Genomic DNA, 20,260 nt, shown 5'->3' with positions numbered 1-20,260 from the left:
CCGACCGGGGCCGAGCGCCGCATCGGCGGCACCATCGTGCGGCCGGGCTCGGCCGCGGTGCCCACGGTGACGGCCTGGTGTTGGGCGCGCAGCTCCTCGGGGTCCAGCTCCTCGATCACGTCGGGAGGCGGCGGCTCCTCGGCGGCGCGGCGGCAGGCGTCGGCGAACTCGCCCGCGCTGGGCCAGCGGTCGGCGGGTTCCTTGGCCAGGGCCCGAACCACCAGGCCCTGGATCGGGTCGGAGATGTCGGGCGGCAGGGCCGGGGGGTGGTTGCGCAGGTGGGCCGACAGCACCCCCAGGGGCGTGTCGGCCTTGAACGGCGGGTGCCCCGCCAGGCACTGGTGGGTCACCACGCCCAGCGAGTAGATGTCGGAGGCGGGCCCGAGCCGCTCCCCGGAGGCCTGCTCGGGGGACATGTACGTCACGGTCCCCAGCACCACCCCGGTGGTGGTCATGGTGAGGTTGGTTTCGGTGCGGGCGATGCCGAAGTCGACGAGCACCACCTGGCCCGAGTCGCGCACCAGGATGTTGCCGGGCTTGACATCCCGGTGAATGATGCCCGAGCGGTGCGCCACCTCCAGCGCGTCGGCCACCTGGGCGACGATGCTCAGGGTGTCGGCGGCGTTGAGCCGCCCCCAGCCCGCCAGCCGCCGCGACAGCGACATGCCGTCCACGAACTGCATCACCAGATAGGACAGGATCCCGTCGATGGTGGCCTGCTCGCCGTAGTCGTAGACCTCGGCGATGCTCGGGCCCTCCAGGGCGGCGATGGATCGCGCCTCGCGCCGAAACCGCTCCCGGAAGTTGCTGGCGTCGGCCAGGCGGGCCAGCAGTACCTTGACGGCGACGGTGCGGCCCAGGACGGTGTCCTCGCTTCGCCACACGTCACCCATGCCGCCGCCGCCGACGCGCTCACACAGCCGGTATCGTTCGGCCAGCACGTCACCCGCGTGCAGCATGAGCGTCCAACCCCCCTGGTCGTCGATTTCCCTCTCAAGAGTCAACGACGCGGGCGCCGATTAGGTGCGGGACAGCGTGACTCCGAGCCCGGCCGCCATCGCGGCCACCTCCGTGTCGAAGTACGCCTCGGCCTGGCCCACCACGGGAAGGTGGCCGAACACCTCCATGGCGATCAGGCCGTACAGCCTCACCCAGTAGGAGTGGAACGCGTAGGCGAAGTCGAACGGGACGTCCTCGGCGCCGATCGCGGTGGCGCACCGCGTGATCTCGTCGCGCAGCTCCGGCGGCATGTCCGGGGCGGGCGGGATCTCGAGCGTGAAGCCGCGCTCCTCATCGGACTGGTTCCAGGCCCGGTTGATCAGATCCCCGAACACCCGCGAGAAGCGCAGCATCGAGGCGTAGGGCTCGGCCTCGGGGTCCAGGTCGGCCGAGGTGCAGCCCGGCTTGGAGATCACGGCGCCGGGGATCAGGCTGGCGAACATCAGGGCGAACTCGGGACGGTGCGACACCGCCCACTGCCGGAAGCTGTGGGCCGCCACCACCAGGCGCGCCAACAGGTCGCCGGTGGGGAGTTTGTCGCATTCGGACAGCATGTAGTCGCGCAGCTCGCCGTACATGTCGACCACCACCGCCACCACCAGCGCCTCCAGGCTGGGGAAGTAGCGGTACAGCGCCGGCGCCGACAGCCCGACGTCGCGGGCCACGGCGCGCAGCGACAGTCCGGACGCCCCGGCGGCCACGATGTGCGCCCGCGCCGCCGCCTTGATCTCGGCGGCGGTGTCCGCGTGCTGTCGCTGCCTCCTGGTGGGAGCGGGTGTGCGCTGATTCACGTGAGTTCCTCGTCCGAAATGTGGGGATCGCCCTTGCGGAAGTGAACGGTGTTAGCCATAGTTAACGGCGTTCGCACAATCCGCGAGCCCTTAGTTTACAACGTTTGAGGAGCTGACCACCGTGTTCGCAGCCTGGGGTCGGGCGGTGTACCGACTGCGTTGGGCCGTCCTGGTAATGGGAGCGGCGATTATCGCCATCGGAGCCACCTGGGGTTCGGGTGTGTTCGATTCCCTTACCGACGGCGGTTTCTACAACGACAACAGCCCCTCGGCCAAGGCCGAGAACAAGATCGAGGACACCTTCGGGCGACAGTCCACCGACATCGTGGCGCTGTACCACTCCGCCGACCTCAAGGCGAAGGACCCGAAGTTCGCCGAGAAGGTCACCGACGTGATCGACGACGTCTCCGACCGTCCACAAGTGGACAAGGTGACGTCCTTCTACAACACCAAACAGGACTCCTTCGTCTCCGACGACGGGCATTCCACATTCGTGTCCATCACCCTCAACGGCGACACCGACGACGCCCGCGCCGCCCAGTTCGACAAGCTCAAGGACTCCCTGGACGCCGACGGCCTCACCACCCGGCTCGGCGGGCAGGCGGCCATCTACGACGACGTCAACAGGCAGACCAAGGACGACATGGTCACGGCCGAGACGTACTCGATGCCGATCCTGTTGGGCCTCATGGTGATCATCTTCGGCAGCCTGATCGCCGCGACCACCCCGCTCCTGGTCGGCGTCCTGGCCATCATGGGCGGCTTCATCATCACCCGCCTGCTCACCATGGTCACCGACGTGTCGGTGTTCGCCATCAACGTCATCACCATCATCGGCCTCGGCCTGGCCATCGACTACGCCCTCTTCGTGGTCAACCGCTTCCGCGAGGAACTCGACGCGGGCCAATCCAAAAAGGACGCGATCGCCCGCACGATGGCCACCGCGGGCCGCACCGTCATGGTCTCGGGCCTCACCATCATCCTGTCCCTGGGCGGCCTGCTCATGTTCCCGCTGCCCTTCCTGCACGGCATCAGCTACGGGGGAATGTCCGCCGTCGCCGTGGCCATGCTCGGCGCCCTGACGGTGCTTCCCGCGCTCCTGGCGGTGCTCGGCCACCGCGTCGACTCCGTCCGCATCCGCAAGCGCCGCAACAAGAGCCAGGGCTCACGCGTGTGGGCCGGGATCGGCCGCAGCGTGATGCGCCGCCCGGTCCTGTACATCCTGGGCGTCCTGGTGGTCCTGGCCGTGGCGGCCAGCCCCTTCCTGAAGGCGTCCTTCGGAACGGTGGACCACCACGTCCTGCCGTCGGGCACCGAGAGCCGCGTCGTCGCCGAGAAACTCAAGGCCGACTTCCCGCACGGCTCCGACAACACCATGCTGGTGATGGTCGACGGCGGCGGCAAGACGGGCGCGGCCCAGGTCGCCGGCAACATCGAGATCATCGACCACGTCAAGGCCGTCACCCCGCTGGACACCAGCGGCGACGACACGGTGCTCCAGGTCCGCTACGACCTCGCCGAACAATCCTCGGCCGCCCGAGACCTCGCCAAGGACGTCGCCGACGTCTATCCCGGCGACGCCGACAAGATCGAGGTCACCGGGATGCCGTCGAAACTCACCGATGAATTCACCGACATCGGCGACCGCCTGCCCTGGCTGGCCCTGTACGTCGCCGCGGTCACCCTGGTGCTGCTCTTCCTGGCCTTCGGCTCGGTCCTGTTGCCGATCAAGGCGATCTTGATGAACGTGGTCTCGATCGGCGCCTCGTTCGGCGTCATCGTGTGGATCTTCCAGGAGGGCCACCTGTCCAACCTCCTGGGCTTCACGCCCTCGGGCTTCCTGGAACCCTCCAACCTGCTGCTCATGCTGGTGATGCTGTTCGGGCTGTCCACCGACTACGAGGTGTTCCTGCTGTCTCGGGTGCGGGAGGAATGGGACCGCACCGGCGACAACACCGCCTCCGTCCTCACCGGACTGCAACGCACGGGCGGCATCATCACCTCGGCGGCCCTGCTGCTCATCGTGGTGGTGTCCTCCTTCGCCGCGGGCGGCATCGTCTTCCTCAAGATGATCGGGATCGGCATGGCGGTGGCGATCTTCGTCGACGCCACCCTGGTCCGCATGCTCCTGGTCCCCGCCACCATGCGCATCCTGGGCCGCGCCAACTGGTGGGCGCCCAAGTTCCTGCGCGTCTTCTACGGCAAGTACGGCGTCAAGGAGGGCGACGACGCCGAACCCGCTCCGCAGCGAGAACTCGCGAGCGCGACGAAGTAAGGCGAGGTCAATGGCTCGGGGCGATCGCCCTGAGCCATTGGCGTATCGGAATGAATACGATAAGTAGGTAGCACATCGTAGCGAAGTTCGTTAATGTGGAAGCATGTCCCGCGTGATCAATCAAAGAGACCTTCGCAACGACAGCGGCAAGATCCTGCAGGCCGTCTCCCAGGGCGAGACGTTCATCGTCGCGCGAAACGGAACGCCCATGGCGGAACTGCGACCGCTACCGGGCAGGATGTTCGTGTCCAAGGAGGAGGCGATTCGCGGCGCCGAGCATCTGCCGCCGATGGACTACGCCAAGCTGCGGGCCGAGCTGGACGAACTCATAGACCAGGATCCCTTCCGTGACCGATGAACCCGGAATGAATCGGGGCCTGCTCGACACCTCGGTAATCATCGACTTCATGGAAGTGCGCGAAAAGCTTCCCGAGCACGTGACCGTAAGTACCGTGACCCTGGCGGAGCTGTGCGCCGGGCTCTACACCAACCAGGACCCGGCGGTTCGGATGCAGCGGCAACTGCGACTGCAGTGGGTCGAGACGACCTTCCCCGCCTTCTCTTTCGGTACGGAGGCCGCCCGCACTTACGGATCGCTGTGGGCCTTGGTAGAGGCGATGGGGCGCAAGCCCCGCAAAAGGGTGGCCGATCTGCAGATCGCGGCCACCGCCGTGGCGAACGGCCTTCCCCTCTACACCCGCAACCCCGACGACTTCAAGGGCTTGGAAGGCTTCCTCAACGTCGTCGCCGTGTGAGCCAAGGGCCCCGACATTTCGCGGGGAAGGGTCCTCGCGCCGTGGATGTTCCGTTCGGCATCGAATATTCAGCCTGGCGACTTCGACGTTCTGCACGAGGTACTGACCGCGACAGACGAGTTGCGGCGGGGCGACACGTTGTGCCCGCTTCCCCTGAGCGCCAAATGGTTCGGCGCTGAGTTCTTGAAGCGTTTGGTGTACGAGCTTTGCTGTGTCACGGTTCCCCTGGCCTTGGCGCTGGCGGATCCGACCGATCCGATGAGGACCAGATACACGCGCATGGGGGAATGCGCGAACTGCTCACCGAACTGCCGGGGATCGGCCTGATCAGCACCGACCTGGCGCGCTCGACCACTTGGCGTCGTGGGGTTACCATCCGTAAGCTTATGCGGATGACCAGTGAATTCGTCCTCGCCCTGTCCTGCCCCGATCGGGTCGGCATCGTGCACGCGGTGTCGGGTTTCCTCGTCGAGCGGGACGGCACGATCGTTGACAGCCAACAGTTCTCCGATCCCGGCAGCGGGCGTTTCTTCATGCGGGTGCAGTTCCGGGTGGACGGGGAACGGGAGGCGCTGAGCGCCGACTTCACCGCGATCGCGGCCCGTTACAACCTCGACTGGCGGCTGCACGACCTGGCGGTGCGGCCGCGGGTCATGGTGTTGGCGTCGAAACAGGGGCACTGCCTCAACGACCTGATCTACCGGTTCCGGACCGAGGCGCTGCGGGGGGACCTGGCGGCGGTGGCGTCGAATCACACCGACTGGGCGGGGCTGGCCGAGGGGGCCGGGGTTCCGTTTCACCATGTGCCCGTGGACGCCAGGAGCCGGGGGGCGCAGGAGCAGCGGCTGCTCGACATGGTCGCGTCGTACGATGTGGACGTCGTCGTCTTGGCACGGTACATGCAGGTGCTGTCGGATGCGTTCTGCGCCAAGCTTCCCGGGCAGATCATCAACATCCACCACTCGTTCCTGCCGAGCTTCAAGGGCGCCAGGCCGTATCACCAGGCCTACGAGCGGGGCGTGAAGTTGATCGGGGCGACCGCGCACTACGTCACCACCGATCTGGACGAGGGGCCGATCATCGAGCAGGAGACCGCGCGGGTGGATCACGCCATGGCGCCCGAGCGGCTGGTGGCCGCCGGGCGGGACCTGGAGAACGTGGTCTTGGCGCGGGCGTTGTCGTGGCATCTCGACCACCGCGTCCTGCTCAACGGCGCGCGAACCGTCGTCTTCCGCTAGGGGCGGGCGGGGTCACCACCCGGCGAAGCGGCCGACGGCCACGAAGACGCAGACCAGGAACAACGGAAGGTTCACGCCGAGGACCTGCTTGTATTCGCGCAGACTGGAGTGGGCGATGGCGGCGCCGATCATGACGAGCGCGAGGCCGACGGCGGCCAGCGGGGTCAGGACGGGCGCGATGCCGGTCAGCCAGGGCAACACGCAGCCGATGGCCGCCAGGATTTCCAGGATCGCGACGATTCTGATCACGGGCACGGGGAAGGGTGCGATTCCGGTCTGGCCCTTGGCGATGAGCGCGTCCTTCGCCTGGGTCGACTTCATGGCGCCGGAGTACAAGAAGGTGAGGGCCAGCAGGCCCTGGGCGATCCACAGTGCGATGTTCACGGTGTTTCCTCTCGGTTGAATGGCGATTGTAGGAAGGAGACGAGCCGACTTCCCCGAATGTGACAATGGTCGGCATGACCCCACGCGAGATCGTTCTGCTCGGTTCCACCGGTTCGATCGGGACGCAGGCCATCGATGTGGTGTTGCGCAACCCGGAGGCGTTGCGGGTGGTGGGTATCGGGGCCGGGGGCGGCAATCCCGGGTTGCTGGCCGAGCAGGCGCTGCGGCTGGGCGTGGACGTGGTCGGGGTGGCGCGATCCAGTGCGGTGCAGGATGTTCAGCTCGCGTTGTACGCCGAGGCGAAGAAGCGGGGGTACGCGCAGGGGGACGCGCGGGTGCCCAGGATCGTGGCGGGGCCGGGCGCCATGGAGGAGCTGGCGGCGTGGCCCGGCGACCTCGTGCTCAACGGGATCACCGGGTCGATCGGGCTGGCGCCGACCCTGGCGGCGTTGAGGGCGGGACGGATCCTCGCCCTGGCCAACAAGGAGTCCCTGATCGCGGGCGGGCCGCTGGTGCGGGCCGCGGCGGCGCCCGACCAGATCGTTCCGGTCGACAGCGAGCATTCGGCGCTGGCGCAGTGCCTGCGGGCGGGACGGGCCGAGCAGGTGCGGCGGTTGATCGTGACCGCCAGCGGGGGCCCGTTCCGGGGTAAGCGGCGAGGGGAGCTGACCGAGGTGACCGTCGAGGAGGCGCTGGCGCACCCGACCTGGAACATGGGGCCGGTGGTGACCATCAACTCGGCGACCATGGTGAACAAGGCGCTCGAGGTAATCGAGGCGCACGAATTGTTCGATGTGTCGTACGACGACATCACGGTCGCGGTTCACCCGCAGTCGGTGATCCACTCGATGGTGGAGTTCGTCGACGGTTCGACCATCGCGCAGGCGTCGCCGCCCGACATGCGGCTGCCGATCTCGCACGCGCTGGCCTGGCCGGATCGGGTGGCGGACGCGGCGTCCGCCGTGGACTGGACGCGGTCGCACCGCTGGGACTTCGAGCCGCTGGACGACGAGGCGTTTCCCGCCGTGAACCTGGCGCGCGACGCCGGGCGCGCCGGCGGCTGTCTGCCCGCCGTCTTCAACGCCGCCAACGAGGAGGCCGTGGCGGCGTTCAGCGCCGGGAAGCTGCCGTTCCTCGGGATCGTCGACACTGTGGCGGAGGTCCTAGCGATGGCGCCCGGGTTTGGGGAACCGGGTACCGTCGATGCGGTGCTCGCCGCCGAGGAGTGGGCGCGAGGAACCGCGCGCGAACGCATCGCGCGGGATGGACGATAGGCGGGCCGGCGACCGGTCCGACTCACGAGCTAAAGGAACGCACGGTTGGATTACGCCATCGGGGTGATTCTGTTCGCCCTCGCCATCCTTATTTCGGTGGCCTTCCACGAGGCGGGACACATGGGCACCGCCCGCATGTTCGGCATGCGGGTCACACGCTTCTTCATCGGGTTCGGCCCGACGCTGTTCTCCTTCCACAAGGGAGAAACCGAGTACGGGGTCAAGCCGATCCCCCTGGGCGCCTTCGTGAAGATCACGGGCATGACCGCACAGGAGGAGGAAGAGGAGGAGGTCCCGCCGGAGGACCAGCACCGGGTCTTCTGGCGCAAGCCCGTGTGGCAGCGCACCATCGTGCTGTGCGCCGGCTCCGTCACCCACTTCATCCTGGGCTTCCTGATCCTGTGGATCATGGTTTCCTTCGTGGCCGCGCCGAACCCGGCCTACGCCAAGGACATGGAGACCACCTCGAAGGTGGACGTGTCGAAGTGCCTGATGACCAAGGCCACCCAGACCAAGTGCGAGGACGGCGACCCCAAGTCCCCGGCCGTGGCGGCGGGACTGGAATCCGGCGACGAGATCATCGCGGTGTCCGGCACCAGGATCGCCGGACGCGAGTGCAAGGTCCCCGGCTCCGGCGACCAGGTGACGCCCAGCACGTGGGCCTGCGCCGTCAACGCGATCCGCAAGCTCCCCGCCGGCGACAAGGCCGACTTCACGATCTCCCGGGACGGCAAGACCAAGCACGTCCCGGTCACGCCGAAGTCGGTGACGATCGACCTGGGCAACGGCAAGTCCCAGAAGGTCACCCAGATCGGCATCACCCAGCAGGCCTCGACGAAGCCCGCCAGCATCACCTACGGCCCCGTGGCGGGCATCGGTGCCGCCGGCGACCTCACCGGGCAGATGGCCGTCCAGATGGGCGAGGCGGTGACCCGCATCCCGCAGAAGGTCCCGGCGCTGTGGAACTCGATCTTCGGGGCCGAGCGCGACCAGGACACCCCGGTCAGCGTCGTCGGCGCGAGCCGCCTGGGCGGCGAGATGGTGGAACACAACCTGTGGCCGATGTTCTTTTACCTGCTGGCCACCTTGAACTACTTCATTGGTGTCTTCAACCTGTTTCCCTTGCTGCCCATGGACGGCGGGCACATCGCGATCGCGTGGTACGAGAAGGTGCGGTCCTGGTGGGCCGCCAAGCGCAACAAGCCCGACCCCGGGCGTGTCGACTACATGAAGCTGATGCCGCTGACCTATACGGTCATCATCGTCATGCTCGGCTTTACCCTGCTGACCGTCACCGCCGACATCGTCAACCCGATCACGTTGTTCAAGTAATTGGAGTCCTCCCAATGACCTCCGTCAACCTCGGTATCCCGTCCGCCAAGCCGCCCGCGCTCGCCGAGCGCCGCAAGACCCGCGCGCTCAACGTCGGGGGAGTGCTGGTCGGCGGCGGCAACCCGGTCAGCGTCCAGTCGATGACGACGACGGTCACCGCCGACATCAACGCGACCCTGCAGCAGATCGCCGAGCTGACCGCCTCGGGCTGCCAGATCGTGCGGGTGGCGGTGCCCAGCCAGGACGACGCCGAGGCGCTGCCCGCCATCGCCAAGAAGTCGCAGATCCCGGTGATCGCCGACATCCACTTCCAGCCGAAGTACGTGTTCGCCGCGATCGACGCCGGGTGTGCCGCGGTGCGGGTCAACCCGGGCAACATCAAGAAGTTCGACGACAAGGTCGCCGAGATCGCGCGCGCCGCCTCCGACTCCGGCACCCCGATCCGCATCGGCGTCAACGCCGGTTCGCTCGACAAGCGGCTGCTGGCGAAGTACGGCAAGCCGACCGCCGAGGCGCTGGTGGAGTCGGCGCTGTGGGAGTGCTCGCTGTTCGAGGAGCACGGCTTCCGCGACATCAAAATCTCGGTGAAGCACCACGACCCCGTGGTGATGGTGCGCGCCTACCGGCAGCTGTCCGAGCAGTGCGACTACCCGCTTCACCTGGGCGTCACCGAGGCCGGCCCCACCTTCCAGGGCACCATCAAGTCGGCCACCGCCTTCGGCGCGCTGCTGGCCGAGGGCATCGGCGACACGATCCGGGTGTCGCTGTCGGCGCCCCCGGTGGAGGAGGTCAAGGTGGGCCTCGCGATCCTGGAGTCGTTGGGGCTGAAGGAACGCGGGCTGGAGATCGTCTCCTGCCCGTCGTGCGGGCGGGCCCAGGTGGACGTGTACAAGCTGGCCGAGGAGGTCACCGCCGGGCTGGACGGCCTGCCGGTGCCGCTGCGGGTCGCCGTCATGGGCTGTGTCGTGAATGGACCCGGCGAGGCGCGCGAGGCCGACCTCGGCGTGGCGTCCGGCAACGGCAAGGGCCAGATCTTCGTCAAGGGCGAGGTCGTCAAGACCGTCCCGGAGTCCCAGATCGTGGAAACCCTGATCGAGGAGGCGCTGCGGATCGCCGACGACATGGGCGCCGAACTGCCCGAGGAGCTGCGTGGCCTGACCGGTCCCGTCGTCGAGGTGAAGTGAGGCGTAAATCCGCCCCCCGAGCGTCGGAAAGCCGACATAGCGGTCGCGCGTGCGGTGATGTAGTGGTGACTTAGCCGTCACGCCTAAGGTGAGTCGCTAAAAGGTCCGAAACCGGACATAAATGCAATAATCGGATCTTCGAGAACCGGCAACCGTGCAGTCGGTCATCGCGATAATGGTCACTGTACGTCACTGGGTAACGACTCAACCCACAGCTAGTCGCGGGTTAGTGCGAGGGGAGCCGTCAAAATGGGCAGGATCATCAAAGACCTCGGTGAAGGGGTGACCAAGTACTACTGGTACCCCGGCCAAAAGTCCGACTGGATCAAGTCGGGGATCTGCATCGGGGCCGGTGCCCTGGCATATCTGCTGTGCTACCTGCTGGTCAAGGACAGCCTGGTCGCCTCGGTCGTGGGTTCCTCCATCACCTGTGGCCTCGGAGGCGCCTTCCTGGGCCGCCGGGACATCAACGCGCTCAACGAACTGCACGACATGGCCGCCGAGCGCCGCGCCGCCGTCGCTGACAGCGGGCGGGCCGCGTGGCGGGCGACCGTGCAGGGCTTCGTCGTGGCCGGGTCGGCCGTGCTGGTGGCGAACATGCCGCACACGGGCTTCCTGGCCGACTGGGTGCTGCCGGTGGTACCGGCGGTGGTCGGGGCGATCGCCCACAGTGGTGGAATGATCTACGAGCGCATGGCGCAGGTCGCCAAGGACAACGCGCAGGCCGATCAGAACGCGCAGTCCGAGGCCGACAGCGAGCCGAGGGAACTGGAGCCCGCGGGCTGAACGACCGCGGTTCCAATGATTCGTCGAGGGTCGGGCGACAGCCCGGCCCTGTGACCTGCCATCGATGTTGCGCGCGGTGGTCGAGGGTGCCACCCGCTCACCGGCCGGTGAGCCGCAACGCGGCCGCGGGCAGCCGTTCGCCCGCGACGCCGTGCTCCGACAGCACCGACAGCCGGTCCAGTTGCGCCTCGGTGAGCCGTATGTCCACGGCGCCAAGGTTTTCGGCGAGATAGCGGGTGCGCTTGGTGCCGGGTATCGGCACGATGTCGCTCCCTTGCGCCAGCAGCCAGGCCAGCGCGGTCTGCGCCACCGACGCCGTCGCCCGCGACGCCACCGCGCGGACCTCGTCCACCAGGACGAGGTTGCGGGCCAGATTGGCGCCGCTGAAGCGGGGATTGCCGCGACGCTTGTCGGCCTCGCTCAGGTCGGACACGTCCCCGATCGCCCCGGTCAGCAGGCCCCGGCCCATCGGGGAGTAGGCGACAATGCCCACACCCAGCTCGCGGCAGGCCGGGATCAGTTCCCGCTCGGCGAAGCGGGTGAACAGGGAGTACTCGATCTCCAGCGCCGCGATCGGGTGCACCGCGTGGGCGGACCGCAGCGTCTCGGCGCTCACCTCGGACAGACCGAGGTGACGCACCTTTCCGGCCGCGACCAGTTCGGCCATGGCGCCGACGGTCTCGTCGATCGGCACCTGGGGGTCGCGGCGGTGCAGGCAATAGAGGTCGATGACGTCGGTGCCCAGGCGCCGCAGCGACGCATCGCACGCCCGGCGCACCCATCGCGGCGAGCCGTCGACCCGGAAGGGTCCACCATCGCCGTAACGCAACCCGAACTTGGTGGCGATGGTGGCCCGATCCCGGCGGGCACCCAGGGCGCGTCCGATCAGTCGCTCGTTGTGTCCCGGGAGCGGGTCGCCGTAGGCGTCGGCGGTGTCCAGCAACGTGACTCCCGCATCGATCGCCCGATGGATCACCCGGGTCGACTCGGCGTCGTCGCCAGCCCCGTAGGCGATGCTCATTCCCATGCAGCCCAAGCCGAGCGCGGATACCCGGGGGCCGTCCGAGCCCAGTCGGCGTCGTTCCATGACGGTTCTCCTTCGCGAGTCTGTCGGTGTGTGAGGCAGCCTGGCCCGGGCGGCGCCCACCGGCAATGGATTCGACCGTGATCGAATGGTGCGGGTGAGGACCCTGGAGTTCGACGCCACCGATCTGGCGACGGTCAGGTTCGCGACATCCCCGGTGAGCGAGCTGGTGTGGAGCACGGTCGCGCTCCGCAAACCGCCGCGGTGGCCACACCGGGCGTGGCGCGAAACCGTGCTGGGGAGCCTGGACGGAGACTTCGCGCTGTTGCGCGCCATGACCGGCGGCCGTGACTACGCCCCCGATTTCCTGACCCCGGTGCCCAACGGCGCCCACCCGTGTCTGGTCGACGAGCTCGATCGGGTGGCCGCCGTCGATCCCGGCCTGGCGGTCGCCCAGGTCGGCCTGATCCACCCCGATCGGGCGCCGCGACCGTTGCGGGAGTTCGTGTCCGACCCGGTGCGCGGCCTGTCCGCATTGGTCGATCAGATGCGCGAGTACTTCGATCGGTTCCTGGCCCGGCACTGGTCCCGGCTGCGCGCCGTCTGCGAGACCGACATCGCGCATCGCGGCGCGCTCGCCGCCTCAACGGGTCCGTCGTCGATGCTCGCCGAGCTGCATCCGAGACTCGCCTGGGACGGCACCGCCCTCGCGACCGGGCATCGGCGCGGGCCCCTGGCGAGCATCGGCGACCGACTGGTGCTGGTGCCCACCTGCTTCGCCTGGCCCGGACCCCACGTCACCGCCGACCCGAGGCCGGACACCGCGATCGCCTACCCGCCACGGGGAATCGGGCTGCTGTGGGACGAACGGCCCGCGGCGGGCCCGGAATCGGTGGTGGCACTGCTGGGCGGCAGCCGAGCGAAGATCCTGAACCTGCTCGCCGCGGCGCGCACCACCACCGAGGTGGCCGAGATTCTCGCGCTCGCCCCGTCCACCGCCTCGCATCACCTGACGGTGCTGCGCGACTGCGGGCTCATCACCGGCTATCGGGCGGGACGACAGGTGCGGTATCTGCGGGCACCGTTGGGCGATCGGCTGATCGACGCGGCCTAGCAGCCTCCGCGGTGGGCGGTCTTGTCGCACAGTCCGGCGCCGGCGGCCCAGGTCAGCCCGCCGCGGGCGTCGCTGCCGAAGGGCCGGGTGGCCTGGACGTCGGTCGAGGCGCCCGAGTCGGCGGCCAGCCAGTAGCGGACCTCGCTGACGTTGTCGCCGTCGCCGACGCGGTAGACGTAGAACGGCGCGGCCACCGGGGATCTGCCGCCTGCCGGGTCGGCCCACCAGTTGGCGCCCTGCGCCTTGGCCGGGTCGACGAACAGGCACGCCATCGCCTGGCCGCCGAAGTCGCAGTCGCGCTGCTCGCCGCCGCCGTACTGGCCGACGCCGTCGACGGGGGTGACACCCTCGTTCAGCACCCGGTTGTAGACGTCCTCGCAGGCGCCCTCGTTGCAGGCCACCCAGTCCGACCACGCGGAGGCGCGGGCGTCGGCCGGGGCGCTGCCGGAGTTGACGGCGTCGCAGTACTTGCCGACGATGAACGGCACCATGCGGTCGGCCGCGTTCTTGGCGTCCATCGCCTCGCCCGCGGTGAAGTCGGTGCCCAGGCCCGCCGAGTCCAGCTGCCACATGCCGATGCCGGGGTGGAACCACAGGCCGGCGGCGCGGCCCTCGGGGTCGCCGAGGCTGGGCTGGGTGTCGTAGCGCGACAGGGTCATCGGGGACGGCGGCTCGCCGGACGGCGAGGTCTCCGGCCAGGTCATCGCGATCGACAGGGCGGTGGCGTCGTCGGCGCCGATCTGGCAGGACGCCGAGCCCGCGGTCGACTCCGCGGCGGCCTTGACGTCGGCCAGCGGGTCGGTGCCGAACTGGAGCGGGGCGTCGGGGTCCACGTCGGCGTGTTCGAGGGTGAGTTTCTCGGCGGCGGTGAGGTGCCGGGACCCACCGTCGTCGTGGTCGGGCTGGGCGTGGGCGGGAAGGGCGATGGCGGCGCCGGCCAGGCCGAGCGCCAGGGCGGGCACGGTCAGCAGGACCGCGCGGCGAAATTTAGACATATAAATCTCCGATGCCGGGGTGGGCGAGCTTAGGGCAGGGCTCCAGGAGATGTCCATAACCGAGCGACGGGAGACGGTCTCGCCGCGCGACGCCGCGGCGGGTCTGCCAAGCTTGGTCCTCGTGACAGCCCCGACCGGATTCGCGATCGTCGACAAACCCGCCGGCATGACCTCCCACGACGTGGTGACCCGGCTGCGCCGACTCGCCGGCACCCGCCGGGTGGGCCACGGCGGCACCCTCGACCCGATGGCCACGGGCGTGCTCGTGGTGGCCATCGGCCAGATCACCCGGCTGTTGACCTACGTCAGCGGCCGCGAGAAGTCCTACGCCGCCACCGTCCGGCTCGGACAGTCCACCCTCACCGACGACGCCGAGGGCGAGATCACCGCCAGCGCCGACACCGGCGCGGTCTCCGACGCGGCGATCCGCGACGGCCTGGCCGCCATGGTCGGCGACATCGCGCAGATCCCCAGCGCCGTCAGCGCCGTCAAGATCGACGGCAAGCGCGCCTACAAGCGGGTGCGCGACGGCGAGGACGTCCAGCTGCCGCCGCGCCAGGTCACCATCTCCCGCCTCGACGTCACGGGCATCGCCCGCGCCGAGCACCTCGACGTCGACATCGCCGTGGACTGCTCCTCGGGCACCTACATCCGCGCCATCGCCCGCGATCTCGGCGCCGCGCTGGGCGTCGGCGGCCACCTGACCGCGCTGCGCCGCACCAGCGTCGGCGACTTCACCCTGGACGAATCCGCCACCCTCGACGACCTGGCGGCCCGCGACTTCCCCGTCACCCACTCCACCACCCGCACGGTGCGGCGCCTCCTGCCGTGCCGCACCGTCGACGCCGAATCCGCCCGCGTCCTGTCGCACGGCGGCCGCCTGCCGCCCATCGGCCGCCACGGCCCGTACGCCGTGCTGGGCCCCGACGACGAGGTGATCGGCGTGGTCGTCGAGCGCGACGGCGCCGCCCGCCCCGAGATGGTGTTGCCGCGCTCCTAACGGCCCACCCCGGCAGCGCCGGCGTCCGCGATGGACGAAGATGATCGCCATGAAACGTTGGCGTGGCATTGAATCCACACCCGCAGGTTGGGGGCGCTCGGTGGTGACCATCGGGGTCTTCGACGGGGTGCACCGGGGGCATCAGCAGATCATCGGGCGCGCGGTGGCCGCCGCCCGCGAGGCGGACCTGCCGAGCGTGGTCGTGAGCTTCGACCCGCATCCGTCCGAAGTGGTGCGACCGGGCAGCCACCCGGCGATCCTCACCGACCTGGACCGGCGCGGCGACCTGGTCGCCGAGCTCGGGGTCGACGGCTTCTGCGTGCTGCCCTTCACCCGGGAGTTCTCGCAGCTGCCGCCCGAGACCTTCGTCCACGACCTGCTGGTGGAGCGGCTGCACGCCGCCCGCGTCGTGGTGGGGGAGAACTTCCGCTTCGGCCACCGCGCCGCCGGCGACACCGCCCTGCTGTCCGAGCTGGGTACCCGCTTCGGCTTCACCACCGACGCGGTGTCGCTGGCCGGCGCGGGCTCCACCGTCTACAGCTCGACGTACGTGCGGTCCTGTGTGGATGCCGGCGACGTGGAGTCCGCCGCCGAGGCTCTGGGCCGCCCGCACCGGGTGTCGGGCCTGGTGGTGCGCGGCGCCAACCGGGGCGGCACCCAGCTGGGTTTCCCCACCGCCAACCTGCACCACGACCCGCACGCCGCCGTGCCCGCCGACGCCATCTACGCGGGCTGGCTGTGGCGCCCGATGGACCAGGTGCGGCTGCCCGCCGCGATCAGCGTCGGCACCAATCCCACGTTCTCCGGCAGCGGGCGCACCGTGGAGGCCCACGTGCTGGACTTCGACGGCGACCTGTACGGCGAACCGATCAGCCTCGACTTCGTCACCCGTTTGCGTGAACAACGCGCCTACGACGCGCTGCCGCCGCTGATCGCCCAGATCGAGGCGGACGTCGCCGACACCCGCAAGGCGCTGGGCGTCTGACGCCGTCTGTTAACGTTGACGTGTTCCGCGAGGACACCCTCGCATGCGCGTGCCTGCCCGACGCCGCGGGTACGCGAATCCTCATCTCGAAACTAAGGGAGAACATGGCGCTCGACACTGCCGAAAAGTCGGCAATCATCAAGGAATACGCGACCTTCGAGGGTGACACGGGATCCACCGAGGTCCAGGTGGCGCTGCTGTCCAAGCGCATCGCCGACCTCACCGAGCACTTCAAGACCCACAAGCACGACCACCACGGACGCCGTGGCCTGTTGCTGCTGGTGGGTCAGCGCCGCCGGCTGCTGAAGTACCTGCAAAAGCAGGACATCGAGCGGTACCGTTCGCTGATCAAGCGGCTGGGCATCCGGCGATAAGTTCGACGAGGGGGCGACACACGAAGGGTCGCTCCCTCGCTTCATACGGTCACCCGGCATTCCGCACGGGTACCGTGCAAGTTGGAAGAACGGCACGTTCACGCCGTCTTGGCGAACCGGTCCTCGGTAGTGGCGTCCGGGACGAAACGAGTCCCCGTACGCTTCGATCGAAGACCGGACCCGAGACAGCTCCAAGACATCCAACGTGCCTTGACACAAAGGAGCTGTAGACAAACATGTCCACAGAGGAAAAAACCGGGGCCCCCGAGGTGGCGGCCCTGGGAGATCACACCGCCACGGCGGTCATCGACAACGGGGAACACGGCACGCGGCACATCGCCTTCTCCACCGGACGGCTCGCCAAGCAGGCCGCCGGCAGCGTGCTGGTGCAGCTGAACGACACCGTGGTGCTGTCCACCACGGCCGCCAGCAAGTCCCCCAAGGAACACTTCGACTTCTTCCCGCTGACGGTGGACGTCGAGGAGCGGATGTACGCCGCCGGGCGGATTCCCGGCTCGTTCTTCCGCCGCGAGGGTCGTCCCAGCGAGGACGCCATCCTCACCTGCCGGCTCATCGACCGCGGCCTGCGTCCCAGCTTCGTCAAGGGGCTGCGCAACGAGGTGCAGGTCGTCGAGACGGTGCTGGCCCTGGACGAGCAGCAGCAGTACGACGTGGTCGCCATGAACGGCGCCTCCGCCTCGACGCAGCTGTCCGGCCTGCCGGTCGCGGGCCCGCTGGGCTCCACCCGCATGGCCAACATCAACGGCGCCTGGGTGGCGTTCCCCACCCTTGAGCAGCTGGAGAAGGCCACCTTCGACATGGTCGTCACCGGCCGGGTCGTCGAATCCGGCGACGTCGCCATCATGATGGTCGAGGCCGAGGCCACCGACACCACCGTGGAGCTCATCGCCGGTGGCGGCACCGCCCCCACCGAGGAAGTGGTGGCCGCCGGTCTGGAGGCCGCCAAGCCGGTCATCTCCGAGCTGTGCCGCGCCCAGCGCGAGCTGGCCGCCGTGGCCGCCAAGCCCGCCGTGGAGTTCCCGCTGTTCCCCGACTACGCCGACGACGTCTACGACGCGGTGGAGCGGGAAGCGGCCACCGAGCTGGCCGCCGGGCTCACCATCGCCGACAAGCAGGAGCGCGAGACCGAGCTGGACCGCATCAAGGCGGCCCTGATCGAGAAGATCGCGCCCGACTTCGCCGAGCGCGAGGGCGAGATCGGCGGGGCGCTGCGCGCCCTGACCAAGAAGCTGGTCCGCAAGCGGGTCCTCACCGAGGGCGTGCGCATCGACGGCCGCGGCACCCGCGACATCCGCCCGCTGTCGGCGGAGGTCAGGGTGCTTCCCCGGGTGCACGGCTCGGCGCTGTTCGAGCGCGGCGAGACTCAGATCCTGGGCGTCACCACGCTGAACATGCTGCGCATGGAGCAGGCCATCGACACGTTGTCGCCGGTGTCCAAGAAGCGTTACATGCACAACTACAACTTCCCGCCGTACTCCACCGGTGAGACCGGCCGGGTCGGTTCGCCCAAGCGCCGCGAGATCGGTCACGGCGCGCTGGCCGAGCGGGCACTTGTTCCCGTGCTGCCGGCCCGCGAGGAGTTCCCGTACGCGATCCGCCAGGTGTCGGAGGCGTTGAGCTCCAACGGTTCCACGTCCATGGGCTCGGTGTGCGCCTCGACCATGAGCCTGATGAGCGCCGGCGTGCCTCTGAAGGCGCCGGTCGCGGGCATCGCCATGGGCCTGATCTCCGACGAGGTGGACGGCAAGACCGAGTACGTCACCATCACCGACATCCTGGGAGCCGAGGACGCCTTCGGCGACATGGACTTCAAGGTCGCCGGTACCCGTGACTTCGTCACCGCGTTGCAGCTGGACACCAAGCTGGACGGCATCCCGTCCGACGTGCTGGCCGGGGCGCTGTCCCAGGCCCACGACGCCCGCCACGCCATCATGGACGTGATGGCCGAGGCGATCGCCGAGCCGGGCGCCATGGCCGACTCCGCGCCGCGGGTCACCACGGTGAAGGTGCCGGTCGACAAGATCGGCATGGTGATCGGGCCGAAGGGCCAGACCATCAACTCCATCACCGAGGAGACCGGCGCCGACGTGTCCATCGAGGACGACGGCACCATCTACATCGGCGCGACGACGGGCCCGGCCGCCGAGGCAGCGGTGGCGATGATCAACGGCATCGCCAACCCGACGCTGCCCAATGTGGGCGACCGCTTCCTGGGCACCGTCGTGAAGACCGCCGCGTTCGGCGCCTTCATCTCGCTGGTGCCCGGCCGCGACGGCCTGCTGCACATCTCCAAGATCGGCGACGGCAAGCGCATCGACAAGGTGGAGGACTTCCTCAACGTCGGTGACAAGATCGAGGTCGAGATCGCCGATGTGGACGGTCGCGGCAAGATCTACCTGGACAAGGTGTACCCCGAGGGCCAGGAGCCGCCGAAGCGCGAGCACAAGCCGCGCGGCGGCGACCGTGGGGACCGGGGCGACCGGGGCGGAGACCGCGGCGGTGACCGTGGCCCCCGCGAGCACAAGCCGCGCGGAGACCGGGGCGATCGCGGAGACCGCGGCGGAGACCGTGGCCCGCGGGAGGACAAGCCCGACAACGAATCCGAAGAGGGCTCCGGCGAGGGACGTCCGCGTCGCCGCCGCAGGCAGCACCGGGAGAACGAAGAGTAGCCTGTCGCCGCATGACCCGCGCTTCAACGAGAACGCTCGCGGATGACCCGCTGGGCGGCACGGTACGCCGCACCGTGCTCCCCGGCGGGCTCCGCGTCATCACCGAATCGATCCCGGCCATGCGCAGCGCCACGGTGGGCGTGTGGGTCGGGATCGGCTCCCGCGACGAGGCGCCCCAGTTGTCGGGGGCCTCGCACTTCCTGGAACACCTGCTGTTCAAGGGAACCGGACGGCGCAGCGCGCTGGACATCTCCGCCGAGGTGGAGGCCGTGGGCGGCGAGACCAACGCCTACACCGCCAAGGAGTACACCTGCTACTTCGCGCGGGTGCTGGACGCCGACGTCCCGCTGGCCGTGGACGTGCTGTCCGATGTGATCACCGACTCCCGGCTGCACGCCTCCGATGTGGAGACCGAGCGCGGCGTGATCCTCGAAGAGATCGCCATGCAGCACGACGAGCCCGGCGACGACGTCCACGACATCTTCGCCGCCAACGTCTTCGGCGATCACCCCCTGGCCCGCGACATCTCCGGCACCCCGCACACGGTGGCGGAGCTGAGCCGCGACCGGATTCACAGCTTCTACAAGCGCCGTTACACCGCGCCCCACATGGTGGTGGCCGCCGCCGGCAACCTCGACCACCAGGACGTGGTTTCCCGGGTGCGCCAGGGCTTCGCGCCGCTGCTGGGCGACGCCGACGCCGCGCCCGCCCCGCTGCGGGGCGCCACGGCGCCGGTGCCCGAACCCGACGAGCGCCTCGCCGTGGCCACCCGCGATCTCGAGCAGGCCCACTTCGTGCTGGGCTGCCGGGGACTGAAGCGCCGCGACGAGCGCCGCTTCGCCTTCGAGGTGCTGGGCGCGGTGCTGGGCGGCGGCATGTCGTCGCGGCTGTTCCACCGGATCCGCGAGGAGGAGGGACTGGCCTATTCGGTCTACTCCTACACCGCCGAGTTCGCCGAGACCGGCCTGTTCGGCGTCTACGCCGGCTGCACCCCCGACAACGTCCGTACGACGCTCGAGCTGTCCCGCCAGGCGATCACCGAGGTCGCCGACAAGGGCAT

General features: G+C 69.1%; 19 protein-coding genes. 14 read left to right on the top strand and 5 right to left on the bottom strand.

Annotated features, from left to right (window positions below):
• Together VE172_RS18070 and VE172_RS18065 are read right to left on the bottom strand one after the other, a co-directional pair.
• Window positions 1-959, bottom strand: a 959-nt coding sequence (locus VE172_RS18070; RefSeq protein WP_324803357.1) for a serine/threonine-protein kinase, incomplete at its 3' end; no start/stop codon positions are given.
• A 60-nt stretch (window positions 960-1,019) separates the two neighbouring features.
• A complete protein-coding gene (locus VE172_RS18065) occupies window positions 1,020-1,790 on the bottom strand; it encodes a TetR/AcrR family transcriptional regulator (RefSeq protein ID WP_324803356.1) in 771 nt (256 codons plus the stop codon).
• 220 nt (window positions 1,791-2,010) lie between these two features.
• Here VE172_RS18065 and VE172_RS18060 point away from each other — a divergent pair, with 220 nt between their 5' ends.
• The 4 genes from VE172_RS18060 (at window position 2,011) to purU (ending at window position 6,058) form a co-directional block, all read left to right on the top strand.
• Complete coding sequence (locus tag VE172_RS18060) at window positions 2,011-4,065, top strand: MMPL family transporter (RefSeq protein WP_324803355.1); 2,055 nt, start codon at window positions 2,011-2,013, stop codon at window positions 4,063-4,065.
• A 103-nt stretch (window positions 4,066-4,168) separates the two neighbouring features.
• Entirely contained in the window at window positions 4,169-4,423 is a 255-nt protein-coding gene (locus VE172_RS18055; protein ID WP_324803353.1) for a type II toxin-antitoxin system Phd/YefM family antitoxin, read from the top strand.
• Window positions 4,413-4,820: a type II toxin-antitoxin system VapC family toxin gene (locus VE172_RS18050; RefSeq protein WP_324803352.1), complete on the top strand. Its 408-nt coding sequence runs from the start codon at window positions 4,413-4,415 to the stop codon at window positions 4,818-4,820. Before VE172_RS18055 ends, VE172_RS18050 begins: the two co-directional genes overlap by 11 nt.
• Window positions 4,821-5,212: 392 nt before the next feature.
• Window positions 5,213-6,058, top strand: coding sequence for a formyltetrahydrofolate deformylase (gene purU, locus VE172_RS18045; protein WP_324803351.1), 846 nt, complete (start codon window positions 5,213-5,215; stop codon window positions 6,056-6,058).
• A gap of 12 nt (window positions 6,059-6,070) precedes the next feature.
• Here purU and VE172_RS18040 read toward each other — a convergent pair whose 3' ends face one another.
• Window positions 6,071-6,442, bottom strand: coding sequence for a DoxX family protein (locus tag VE172_RS18040; protein ID WP_324803350.1), 372 nt, complete (start codon window positions 6,440-6,442; stop codon window positions 6,071-6,073).
• A gap of 74 nt (window positions 6,443-6,516) precedes the next feature.
• Between VE172_RS18040 and dxr the strand changes: the two genes are divergently transcribed.
• The 4 genes from dxr (at window position 6,517) to VE172_RS18020 (ending at window position 11,018) form a co-directional block, all read left to right on the top strand.
• On the top strand, window positions 6,517-7,716 hold the full coding sequence (gene dxr / locus VE172_RS18035; protein ID WP_324803349.1) for a 1-deoxy-D-xylulose-5-phosphate reductoisomerase: 1,200 nt from the start codon (window positions 6,517-6,519) through the stop codon (window positions 7,714-7,716).
• 45 nt (window positions 7,717-7,761) lie between these two features.
• Window positions 7,762-9,048 carry a M50 family metallopeptidase gene (locus tag VE172_RS18030; protein ID WP_324803348.1) on the top strand — a complete coding sequence of 429 codons (1,287 nt, stop codon included), beginning with the start codon at window positions 7,762-7,764 and terminating at the stop codon, window positions 9,046-9,048.
• A 14-nt stretch (window positions 9,049-9,062) separates the two neighbouring features.
• Window positions 9,063-10,232 carry a flavodoxin-dependent (E)-4-hydroxy-3-methylbut-2-enyl-diphosphate synthase gene (gene ispG, locus VE172_RS18025; protein ID WP_324803347.1) on the top strand — a complete coding sequence of 390 codons (1,170 nt, stop codon included), beginning with the start codon at window positions 9,063-9,065 and terminating at the stop codon, window positions 10,230-10,232.
• Between the two features lie 249 nt (window positions 10,233-10,481).
• Entirely contained in the window at window positions 10,482-11,018 is a 537-nt protein-coding gene (locus VE172_RS18020; RefSeq protein WP_324803346.1) for a hypothetical protein, read from the top strand.
• Window positions 11,019-11,115: 97 nt separating this feature from the next.
• Here VE172_RS18020 and VE172_RS18015 read toward each other — a convergent pair whose 3' ends face one another.
• Complete coding sequence (locus tag VE172_RS18015; protein WP_324803345.1) at window positions 11,116-12,105, bottom strand: aldo/keto reductase; 990 nt, start codon at window positions 12,103-12,105, stop codon at window positions 11,116-11,118.
• Between the two features lie 85 nt (window positions 12,106-12,190).
• Here VE172_RS18015 and VE172_RS18010 point away from each other — a divergent pair, with 85 nt between their 5' ends.
• On the top strand, window positions 12,191-13,156 hold the full coding sequence (locus tag VE172_RS18010; protein WP_324803344.1) for an ArsR/SmtB family transcription factor: 966 nt from the start codon (window positions 12,191-12,193) through the stop codon (window positions 13,154-13,156).
• On the opposite strand, the gene VE172_RS18005 is transcribed toward VE172_RS18010, so the two are convergent.
• Entirely contained in the window at window positions 13,153-14,151 is a 999-nt protein-coding gene (locus VE172_RS18005) for a hypothetical protein (protein ID WP_324803343.1), read from the bottom strand. The two genes, VE172_RS18010 and VE172_RS18005, sit on opposite strands and share 4 nt — an antisense overlap.
• A gap of 121 nt (window positions 14,152-14,272) precedes the next feature.
• On the opposite strand from VE172_RS18005, the gene truB reads away from it, so the two are divergent.
• From truB to VE172_RS17980, 5 genes are all read left to right on the top strand, one after another.
• Entirely contained in the window at window positions 14,273-15,151 is an 879-nt protein-coding gene (gene truB, locus VE172_RS18000) for a tRNA pseudouridine(55) synthase TruB (protein ID WP_324803342.1), read from the top strand.
• 49 nt (window positions 15,152-15,200) lie between these two features.
• Window positions 15,201-16,136: a bifunctional riboflavin kinase/FAD synthetase gene (locus VE172_RS17995; protein ID WP_324803340.1), complete on the top strand. Its 936-nt coding sequence runs from the start codon at window positions 15,201-15,203 to the stop codon at window positions 16,134-16,136.
• Between the two features lie 104 nt (window positions 16,137-16,240).
• On the top strand, window positions 16,241-16,510 hold the full coding sequence (rpsO, locus tag VE172_RS17990; protein ID WP_324803338.1) for a 30S ribosomal protein S15: 270 nt from the start codon (window positions 16,241-16,243) through the stop codon (window positions 16,508-16,510).
• Between the two features lie 236 nt (window positions 16,511-16,746).
• Window positions 16,747-19,200 carry a polyribonucleotide nucleotidyltransferase gene (locus VE172_RS17985; RefSeq protein ID WP_324803337.1) on the top strand — a complete coding sequence of 818 codons (2,454 nt, stop codon included), beginning with the start codon at window positions 16,747-16,749 and terminating at the stop codon, window positions 19,198-19,200.
• Window positions 19,201-19,211: 11 nt separating this feature from the next.
• On the top strand, window positions 19,212-20,260 hold a 1,049-nt coding region (locus VE172_RS17980; RefSeq protein ID WP_324803336.1), incomplete at its 3' end, for a M16 family metallopeptidase.

The organism is Stackebrandtia sp., assembly GCF_035643755.1.
Classification (GTDB): domain Bacteria; phylum Actinomycetota; class Actinomycetes; order Mycobacteriales; family Micromonosporaceae; genus Stackebrandtia.
Note: the sequence above shows the minus strand (reverse complement) of the source record. Positions and strands in the feature narration are given on the sequence as shown.

Bases quoted from the DNA above. Each gene is read 5' to 3' on its own strand.
- VE172_RS18055 (WP_324803353.1), top strand. From the start codon at position 4,169: ATGTCCCGCGTGATCAATCAAAGAGACCTTCGCAACGACAGCGGCAAG.
- purU (WP_324803351.1), top strand. From the start codon at position 5,213: ATGACCAGTGAATTCGTCCTCGCCCTGTCCTGCCCCGATCGGGTCGGC.
- dxr (WP_324803349.1), top strand. From the start codon at position 6,517: ATGACCCCACGCGAGATCGTTCTGCTCGGTTCCACCGGTTCGATCGGG.
- ispG (WP_324803347.1), top strand. From the start codon at position 9,063: ATGACCTCCGTCAACCTCGGTATCCCGTCCGCCAAGCCGCCCGCGCTC.
- VE172_RS18020 (WP_324803346.1), top strand. From the start codon at position 10,482: ATGGGCAGGATCATCAAAGACCTCGGTGAAGGGGTGACCAAGTACTAC.
- VE172_RS18015 (WP_324803345.1), bottom strand. From the start codon at position 12,105: ATGGAACGACGCCGACTGGGCTCGGACGGCCCCCGGGTATCCGCGCTC.
- VE172_RS18010 (WP_324803344.1), top strand. From the start codon at position 12,191: ATGGTGCGGGTGAGGACCCTGGAGTTCGACGCCACCGATCTGGCGACG.
- VE172_RS18005 (WP_324803343.1), bottom strand. From the start codon at position 14,151: ATGTCTAAATTTCGCCGCGCGGTCCTGCTGACCGTGCCCGCCCTGGCG.
- VE172_RS17995 (WP_324803340.1), top strand. From the start codon at position 15,201: ATGAAACGTTGGCGTGGCATTGAATCCACACCCGCAGGTTGGGGGCGC.
- rpsO (WP_324803338.1), top strand. From the start codon at position 16,241: ATGGCGCTCGACACTGCCGAAAAGTCGGCAATCATCAAGGAATACGCG.
- VE172_RS17985 (WP_324803337.1), top strand. From the start codon at position 16,747: ATGTCCACAGAGGAAAAAACCGGGGCCCCCGAGGTGGCGGCCCTGGGA.